This is a genomic window from Longimicrobium sp., from assembly GCF_036280135.1.
Taxonomy (GTDB): domain Bacteria; phylum Gemmatimonadota; class Gemmatimonadetes; order Longimicrobiales; family Longimicrobiaceae; genus Longimicrobium.
The window spans coordinates 1-6,887 of record NZ_DASURI010000249.1 but is presented as its reverse complement, the minus strand read 5'-3'; the positions used below and the strand labels follow the sequence as shown (position 1 = coordinate 6,887).

The following is a 6,887-nucleotide window of genomic DNA, read 5'->3' as shown; positions in this document are numbered from 1 at the left end:
GCGGGCCCGCCCGGGACCGGGCGTCCGCCCCGGCCGCGGGGCGGCCGCAGCAGCCGTGGTCGACGGACCACGAGCTGGCCCGCGTGTCGCGGGCCGAGGTGCCGGGCTTTGCCGGCTTCTACCTGCAGGACGACGGCACGCCCGTCATCCGCCTGACGGACCCGCGGCAGCGCGGCGCGGCGGAGCGGTACCTGGCCCGCGAGCTGGCCGGCGCGCGCCGCGGCCGCAACGCCGGCGCCCCGCAGCGGCCTGTGTTCCGCGACGCGAAGTACGACTTCGCGCAGCTCAAGGAGTGGGCAGACCCGCTGGCCGCGCTGGCCACCTCGCGGAGCGACGTGTACACCATCGACGTGGACGAGGTGGAGAACCGCGTGCGCGTGGGCGTGGCGGACCCGGGCGCCATCGCGGCCGTGCGGGCCGAGGCCGCGCGCGTCGGCGTGCCGGGCGACGCGCTGTTCGTGGAGACGCAGCCCCGGCCCGAGCCGCGCATCACCGTGCAGGACTGGCACCCCAACCTGCAGGGGGGCATCCAGATCGCCTCGTCCGTGGGGCTGTGCACGCAGGGGTTCAACGCCTTCCGCGACGGCTACTGGATCTTCGTCACCAACTCGCACTGCACCAGCACCTACTTTGGGCCCGACGGCAGCACCCTCTACCAGAACACCGTCGCGGCCGGCAACTCGGTGGGCACCGAGATCGCGGACCGCGGCCTGTACGACTGCATCGGCACCGGCTTCCAGTGCCGCCAGGCGGACGCCGCGTACATCTACCAGTCGCACAACCGCGGCATCCTGTCGGGCATCATCGCGCGCACGCCCTGGGGCTACGGCGCGCCGGGCGGGCTGACGATCAACGGCACGTACAACATCACGGCCCGGTACGCGGGCGGCGCGCCCGTGGGGACGTGGCTGGACAAGACGGGGCGCACGAGCGGCTCCACGTACGGGCAGGTGACGCAGTCGTGCGTGACCATCGGCAACCTGGTGTGCCAGGACATCTCCAACATCTGGTCGCAGCCCGGCGACAGCGGCTCGCCCATCGTGTCGTGGATCGGCGGCGCCAGCGGCTACGACGCGGAGCTGTACGGCATCCTGTGGGGCGGCCCCAACGGCAACTGGAACGTGACGTACTCCAGCCGGCTGGGCGGGATCGAGTGGGACCTGGGCCCCCTCTACGGCCTGTGCAGCAACGGCCTGTGCTGAGGACGGATCCGCAGGCCTGAGTCGGCCGGCGTGACGGAGGACGGGCCCGGCCGCGTGGCGGCCGGGCCCGTCGTCGTCCTCTCCCGCGAGACCCCTGCTGGCGCCGCATCCCGTCCACCGCTAGAAGTAGTGTCCGCGTGGGGCCGCTGGAGTGGCCATGGGAGAAACGGGAACGGAGGATCCGCCGGATGAAAAGCGTGGGACTGGTGGGCGGGCTGGGGCCGGAATCGACGATCGACTACTACCGCCGCATCCTGGCCGCGTGGGAGCGGCTGGAGCCCGGGACGGCGCCGTCCATCGTCATCGACAGCGTGGACGTACGGCTGGGGCTGCGGCTGGTGGAGACGGACCGGCCCGCGCTCGTGGAGTACCTGGGGGCGTCGCTGCGGCGGCTGGCGGGCGCGGGCGTGGACTTCGCCGCGCTCACGGCCAACACGCCGCACGTGGTGTTCGACGAGCTGGCGGCGCGCTCGCCCGTGCCCCTGGTGAGCATCGTGGAGGTGTGCGCGGCGGAGGCCCGCCGGCGCGGGGTGCGGCGCCCCCTCCTGCTGGGCACGCGCTTTACCATGGAGGCGCCCTTCTACCCCGCCGTGTGCGCGCGGCACGGCGTGGACGTGGTGATCCCGGACGAGGACGACCGCGCCTGGATCCACGCGCGCTACGTGGAGGAGCTGCTGCGCGGCGATTTTCGCGACGGGACGCGCCAGGGCTTCGTGGACCGCGTGCGCCGCCTGTGTGACCGCGAGCAGGCGGACAGCGTCATCCTGGGCGGCACGGAGCTGCCGCTGCTGCTGACGGGCGAATCCGTCGCGGGCCTGCCCGTGCTGGATACGACTGCGCTGCACGTGGACGCCCTCGTCGCGCGTCTGCGCGCGGCCTGACCGAGGGGCGCGGAGGAGATCGATTCCTCCGCGCCCGGTCAGCCGTTCCATCGCTCCGGACGGGACGCAACGATCTGCGAACCAGTCACCCACTGATGGCCTGTCCGCCGGCGATCTCCGACGTGAGCAATCCGTAACCTCCTGGCCGAATTACCCCTGGCAGCGCTTGTTCGTGGAGCGGGGGGCGTCCGGACGACAGGCGTCGTTTGAAAGGAGGAATCCAATTCCCGCTACTACTTGCGGCATACTCCTTATCCGCAGATAATTGATGAAGGGGCGCCGCCCCTCGGCGCCCTTCACCCCACCCCTCGAGAGGGAGCACATGCGGTACAACAAATCCGTTCCCGCGGTCGTCCTCGCCCTGCTGGCCGCCGCAGCCTGCGACACCCCCGACGCGGGCCTCGCCCCCGAGCCGGCCGACGCCGGGCTGGACCGGGCCGCCCCCCAGGCCTTTCACACGCCCGACGACGAGTTTGCCCGGGCGGCCCGCGCCGAGGTGCCCGGCTTTGCCGGCTTCTACCTCAAGGACGACGGCACGCCCGTGGTGCGGCTGACGGACCCCTCGCAGCGCGGCGCGGCCCAGCGGTACCTGGCGCAGCACTTTATCGCGGCGCGGCGCGGCCGCCACGCCGGCGCCCCCGCGCAGCCCGAGTTCGCGGCGGCGTCGTACGACTTCGCGCAGCTGCACGACTGGGCCGAGGCCATCACGCCGCTCATGCAGCGCAACCCGGACGTGTTCCTGGTGGACGTGGACGAGGTGCAGAACCGCGTGCTGGTGGGCGTGGCGGACGCGTCGGCCACGGCGGCGGTGCGCTCCGAGGCGGCCCGCCTGGGCATTCCCGGCGCGGCGCTGGGCGTGCAGACGCAGCAGCGTCCCGAGGTGCGCGCCACCGTGCGTGACCGCTTCACGACGACGGTGGGCGGCATCCAGATCGCCTTTGGGCAGTACCTGTGCACGCTGGGCTTCAACGCCAGGCGCGTGTCCACAGGGGCCAACATCTACGTCACCAACTCGCACTGCACGGGCACGCAGTACGCCACGGACGGCATCGCCATCTACCAGAACACGGTGGCGTCGGGGAACCAGATCGGCCACGAGGTGGCGGACCGCGGGCTGTACGCCTGCGTGAGCGGCGTGGCCAGCTGCCGCCAGGCGGACGCGGCGTACATCAGCAACAACGGCACGCGCACGGTGGGCCAGGGCGGCATCGCGCGCACCGCGTGGGCCACGGGCGCGGCCGGCGGGCTTACGGTGACGGGCGAGTACGACGTCATCGGCCGCTACACGGGCACCCTTCCCGTGGGCAGCTACCTGGACAAGACGGGCCGCACCAGCGGCAGCACGTACGGCCAGGTCACCAACTCGTGCGTGACCATCGGCAGCCTGCGCTGCCAGGACATCTCCAAGGTGTGGTCGGAGGGCGGCGACAGCGGCTCGCCGGTGTTCGTGTACATCGGCGGCAGCGGCACGGCGGAGAACGACGTGCAGCTGCACGGCGTGATGTGGGGCGGTCCCGGCACGGACTACACGACGACGTACTCCAGCCGCCTGTCGGGCATCGAGGCGGACCTAGGCGCGCTGACCAACCTGTGCCGTCCGGGCTACGGCTGCTGAGGTTGAACGGCTGAACGGAAACTGATTTTCTCACGCAGAGAGAGCAGAGGCAGCAGAGGACTTCATCGCGCGATGAAATCCTCTGCTGCCCCTGCTCCCTCTGCGTGAAAATGCAGTTGGTCCGTTAGACGGAGGCGAGCACGGCGGGGGGATGCAGCACGCGGCCCAGGCGGGCGATGCCCTCGTGGATCTGCTCCGCCGACAAACGCGAGAAGTTCAGGCGCATGGCGTTGACGCCCCGCACGCCGCCCTCCGCGCAGAACGCCCGCCCGGGGATGAACGCCACGCCCGCCTCCTCCACCGCGCGGCGCAGCAGCACCGCCGTATCCACCTCCCGCGGCATCTCCACCCACACGAACATCCCCGACGACGGGCGGCTCCAGCGCGCCTCCGCCGGAAAGTGCTCCTCCAGCGCCGACAGCATGGCGTCGCGCCGGGCCGCGTACTCCGCCCGCAGGTGTGCCAGGTGCGCGTCCAGGGGATCGCCGTCCAGGTACGCCGTGAGCGTGCGCTGGGCAAAGTTGCTCACGTCCAGGTCGCCGCCCTGCTTGAGGATGCTCAGCCGCCGCACCACCGGCTCCGGCGCCACCACCCAGCCCACGCGCAGCCCCGGCGCCATGATCTTGCTGAACGAGCCCATGTACAGCACCCACTCCGGCTCCAGCGACCGCAGCGTGGGCGGCGCGTCCGCGTCGTAGCGCAGCAGGCCGTACGCGTCGTCCTCGATCACGGGCACGCCGTAGTCCCGCGCCAGCGCCGCCAGCCGACGCCGCGACGCCGCGGGGAGGGTGGCGCCCAGCGGGTTGTGGCCCTCGGGGATGGTGTACACGAGCGACGGGCGCTCGCCGCCGGCCAGCAGCGCCTCCAGCGCGTCCACGTCCATCCCCGTCTGCGGGTCGGTGGGCACCGTCAGCACGCGCGGCTGCAGGGGGCGCAGCGAGTTGAGCATCCCGTCGTACGTCACCTGCTCCGTGACGACGGTGCCGCCGGGGCTCACCAGCAGCTGGCCCAGCAGGCTCATGGCCTGCTGCGCCCCGTTCGTGATGAACACCTCGCCCTCCGTGCACGCCACGCCGCGCCGGGCCATCAGCGCCACCACGTGGGCGCGCAGGCGGGGCAGGGGAAGGTCGTACTGCAGCGCCTCGGGGTCCGCCCGCAGCACGTGCTGCGCGGCGCGCGCGTACTCCGCCACGGGAAACAGCTCCGCCGCGGGCATCCCCAGCGCGAAGCTCAGCAGGCCGGGGCGCGCCAGCAGCGTGTGGATCTCGCGCAGCGCGCTCTGCCGGACCTCCCGCGTCCACGCCGCGAAGGGAAACTCGTGCTTCGACGGGGCCGGTGCGGACATGATCTCGCCTTTCATCTTCGTCAGGTGGGGGACGGATGCGTGTCGTCAGGCGTTTGCGCTCTCATTGCGCCGCCGCTGAAAGGCATCCACACGTCGGCTGATTTGCCTGGAGGGTCGCGCAAACTGTCGCCACGCGTGAGATGGGCCGCCTGCCGGCTCACCTGTGCGCGACTGCGCCCGGGGGATGAAATCGGCTCGATGAAGCGGGCGAGGGAGGAACGCCGCGGGTACCGCCGAGGGCGCCCCGTCCTGTGCCTGATCCCGTCGCACATGCGAAAAATGTTGAAGAGACGGAGGATGTGCAAGACGATCCAGGCGCTCTCCGTCCGGGTTTGGCGGGTGCGAGGGATTTCGCGCGCAACGGCTACGGAGTGGTCGATGCGGCCTGCAGCCGATTCCGGGAGCACACGGAGGGAGTACGGGTTACGGTGCGGGATCAGGTGAGACAAGGACCCTAAATACGCGGGCGGCCATGGCTTGACGTACACACGGTAGAGGACCCAATATGTAGGCACACTCAAACGGCGTCGTGGATTCCCCGTCCGTCGCCCTCGCGCGCGTGGAGCGCCCGCCCTCCGGGCAGCGGGTGCGGATGCGTGCGGGGACAGGTGCGCTCCGGGTGCATCCCCCTTCGCGACCGCGTCCACGCGTTCCCCGAACTTCTGAAGTATCCCCCGATGTCCCTCACCTTCGACGTCTCGAGCGATCCCGACGGCCTGGCGCTCCCCGCGGAGCCGTGGTCCCCCACGGCCGACCTGTCGATCGTCCCCGACGCCGCCGCGGTGGTGGGCGACGGCCGCGTGACCTACGCGGAGCTGGAGCGGCGCTCGGCCCGCGCGGCCCAGGCCCTGCGGGCGCGCGGCGTGGGCGCGGAGGTGTGCGTGGCCGTCTGCGTGCGGGCCCGCGCCCAGGCGCTCGTGGCGTCCCTGGCCGTGTGGAAGGCCGGCGGCGCCTGCCTGCCGCTGGACGCGGCCGCCGCGCCGGAGGACGTGGCGGCCGCGCTGGCGGACGCCTCCGTCTCCCTGCTGCTGGCGGACGCGGAGCTCGCGGCGTCGCTCCCCGCCGGTCCCTGGCGCGTGCTGACGCTGGAGGCGCTGGACGGCGGCGCGGCCGAGGCGCGGGTGCGCATCCCCGCCCTCCGCATCGACCCGGTGGATCGTGACGCCATGAATCGTGATCCGATGGACCGCGACGGGGCGGAGTACGCGGCGCCGCGCGCGCCGCTGGAGGAGGTGCTGGCGACGGTCTGGGCCGACGTGCTGCGGGTGGAGCGCGTGGGCGTGCACGACAGCTTCTTCGAGCTGGGGGGCAACTCGCTGCTGGCCACGCGCGTGGCGTCGCGCATCCGCGAGGTGCTGGGGCTGGAGCTGCCCCTGCGGGCCCTGTTCGACGCGCCCACCGTCGCCGAGCTGGCCCGGCGCGTGGGCGGGCTGCGCGCGGCCGAGCTGCCGCCCATCGTCCCCGTGGACCGCGCGGCGCCCCTGCCGCTCTCGTTCGCGCAGGAGCGGCTGTGGTTCCTGGACCGGCTGCAGCCCGGCGGCGCCTTCTTCAACGTCCCCGTGGCCCTGCGGCTGGAGGGCGCGCTGGACGTGGAGGCCCTGGAGCGCGCCCTGGGCGAGACCGTCCGCCGCCACGAGGCCCTGCGCACCGTCGTCCGCGAGGAGGACGGCGCGCCCGTGCAGGGCGTGGCGCCCTTCGCCGGCTTCACGCTCCCCGTGGAGGACCTGTCCGCCCCGGGCGCGTCGGAGCGCGACGACGAGGTGCGCCGGCGCGTGGCGGACGAGGTCGCGCGGCCGTTCGACCTCGTGGCGGGGCCGCTGTTCCGCGCGCGGCTGCTGCGGCTG

Annotated in this window: 5 protein-coding genes; 4 read left to right on the top strand and 1 reads right to left on the bottom strand. The window is 72.8% G+C overall.

Annotated elements, in window-relative coordinates:
- The 3 genes from VFZ20_RS07735 to VFZ20_RS07725 all read left to right on the top strand — a co-directional run.
- Nucleotides 1-1,202: hypothetical protein (locus tag VFZ20_RS07735; protein WP_329683275.1), on the top strand; the 1,202-nt coding region annotated here is incomplete at its 5' end.
- A gap of 188 nt (nt 1,203-1,390) precedes the next feature.
- A complete protein-coding gene (locus VFZ20_RS07730) occupies nt 1,391-2,083 on the top strand; it encodes an aspartate/glutamate racemase family protein (RefSeq protein WP_329683274.1) in 693 nt (230 codons plus the stop codon).
- Between the two features lie 322 nt (nt 2,084-2,405).
- Nucleotides 2,406-3,698 carry a hypothetical protein gene (locus VFZ20_RS07725; protein WP_329683273.1) on the top strand — a complete coding sequence of 431 codons (1,293 nt, stop codon included), beginning with the start codon at nt 2,406-2,408 and terminating at the stop codon, nt 3,696-3,698.
- Nucleotides 3,699-3,822: 124 nt separating this feature from the next.
- Here VFZ20_RS07725 and VFZ20_RS07720 read toward each other — a convergent pair whose 3' ends face one another.
- Nucleotides 3,823-5,043, bottom strand: coding sequence for a PLP-dependent aminotransferase family protein (locus tag VFZ20_RS07720; RefSeq protein WP_329683272.1), 1,221 nt, complete (start codon nt 5,041-5,043; stop codon nt 3,823-3,825).
- A gap of 677 nt (nt 5,044-5,720) precedes the next feature.
- Here VFZ20_RS07720 and VFZ20_RS07715 point away from each other — a divergent pair.
- The coding region (locus VFZ20_RS07715; protein WP_329683271.1) for a condensation domain-containing protein at nt 5,721-6,887 on the top strand (1,167 nt) is incomplete at its 3' end.

Coding starts and splice junctions, on each gene's coding strand:
- VFZ20_RS07730 (WP_329683274.1), top strand. CDS start 1,391: ATGAAAAGCGTGGGACTGGTGGGCGGGCTGGGGCCGGAATCGACGATC.
- VFZ20_RS07725 (WP_329683273.1), top strand. CDS start 2,406: ATGCGGTACAACAAATCCGTTCCCGCGGTCGTCCTCGCCCTGCTGGCC.
- VFZ20_RS07720 (WP_329683272.1), bottom strand. CDS start 5,043: ATGTCCGCACCGGCCCCGTCGAAGCACGAGTTTCCCTTCGCGGCGTGG.